Genomic DNA, 1,040 nt, shown 5'->3' on the forward strand with positions numbered 1-1,040 from the left:
AAGGAGTGGCTTGAAGGCAAAGCCGCGAATGCCCATGTGTCAACGGATCGGGTGCTCAAGGCAGCTAAAGCCAAAAGACCTTGAAAGGGCTGGCTGTAAGAGCGGAACCCTAAGTGGCCGTTACCGCAGCAATGGATATGTACGCAGTCAACAAGAGCATGGCCGGCTGTCAGGCCGCCATCGCAAGCAAGCTCCCACAGAAATCGCATCCGCCGAAGCAATGTTTTGCTGTTCGATAATCGCCCAAAACCCGCAAACGGCGATTGAACCGATCCCGGGCCGCCCTTCACCATCCCTCGCACAAAACCAATAACAACAGGTTCGACGCCATGCCCATACGCCCCGCCGCACCCGGCTGATCCTCAACAGCTTCACGCCACTGGTTCCACCGTTCCGTCTGCAGCCCAAGGTTGTGGCAACGACCCGCTTCGTCCACAAAAAAATAGAGACACGCCCATGAAGCCCACACAACACTTGTTCCCTAGCCTCATTGCCGTCGCCCTGACCAGTACCGCCCTGCCCGTCCTGGCGGCGGAATCGGGGTTCGTCGAAGATGCCAAGGCCACGCTGAACCTGCGCAACTTCTACTTCAACCGCAACTTCACCAACTCGAACAACGCCCAAGGTAAAGCCGAGGAATGGACCCAAAGTTTCATCCTCGATGCCAAGTCCGGGTTCACCCAGGGCGTAGTCGGTTTCGGCGTGGACATACTGGGGATGTACTCGGTCAAGCTCGACGGCGGCCGTGGCACGGCAGGCACGCAGCTGCTGCCGGTGCATGACGACGGTCGCCCCGCCGATGACTTCGGGCGCCTGGGCGTGGCCCTGAAAGCCAAGGTGTCGAAGACCGAATTGAAAGTCGGCGAGTGGATGCCGGTGCTGCCGATCCTACGCTCCGACGACGGCCGTTCCCTGCCGCAAACCTTCCGTGGCGGCCAGGTGACCTCCACCGAAATCAGCGGCCTGACGCTGTACGGTGGCCAGTTCCGCGCCAACAGCCCGCGCAACGACGCGAGCATGGAAGACATGTCGATGAACGG

General features: G+C 60.3%; 1 protein-coding gene. It reads left to right on the forward strand.

The features are described from left to right. Positions 1 to 456 precede the first annotated feature (456 nt). Positions 457 to 1,040, forward strand: a 584-nt coding sequence (locus tag BT116_RS30025) for an OprD family outer membrane porin (RefSeq protein ID WP_139209519.1), incomplete at its 3' end; no start/stop codon positions are given.

The organism is Pseudomonas sp. NFACC16-2, assembly GCF_900119205.1.
In the GTDB taxonomy this organism is placed as follows: Bacteria; Pseudomonadota; Gammaproteobacteria; order Pseudomonadales; family Pseudomonadaceae; genus Aquipseudomonas; species Aquipseudomonas fluorescens_Q.